Consider the following 536-nt stretch of genomic DNA (forward strand, 5'->3'; position numbering starts at 1 on the left):
CACTTTAAAATTGAAGGTTTTGGCAGTAGCGAAATCTTGGAAAGTCTTACCTTTGATGGTGTGAATGTTTTACCAAAAACAAAGCTTGTTGCTAACACCAAAGGCACCCTTGAAGGAAGCTTTACCATTCCTAAAAACATTACGGCTGGCACAAAAAATGTTGTGGCACGGGGAAAAGGTGGAACAATTGCAACGGGGCTTTTTACAGGTCAAGGTGTGATTGATGTGAAAGTGATGCGGCGCACCACCACGGTGAAAATATGGACACAAGTGGACCCACAAGCGCAAGTCTTTACCCCTGATGCAACACGGCAAATCACCGGTATTGACTTTCATCTTTGCAAAATCGGTAATGAGAACCATGATTTGGTGATTGATTTGGTCACTACAGAAAACGGTTATCCGACCGCCGATATTCAAGCACAAAGCTTTTATTCTATGAAGGGCGCAAAGCTAGGGTGGGCAGAGGCACGCTATGATGTACCACTCCTTGTGATGGATGACCGTTTAACGGCTTTTGTCATTAAAACCGATGA

Annotated in this window: 1 pseudogene; it reads left to right on the top strand. The window is 44.0% G+C overall.

From position 1 onward, the window contains the following. Nucleotides 1–536 (top strand): annotated as a pseudogene (locus ACFIJL_RS09895) (DUF4815 domain-containing protein); the annotation flags it as partial.

Source organism: Bartonella sp. TT119HLJHH, from assembly GCF_042193385.1.
Classification (GTDB): Bacteria; Pseudomonadota; Alphaproteobacteria; order Rhizobiales; family Rhizobiaceae; genus Bartonella.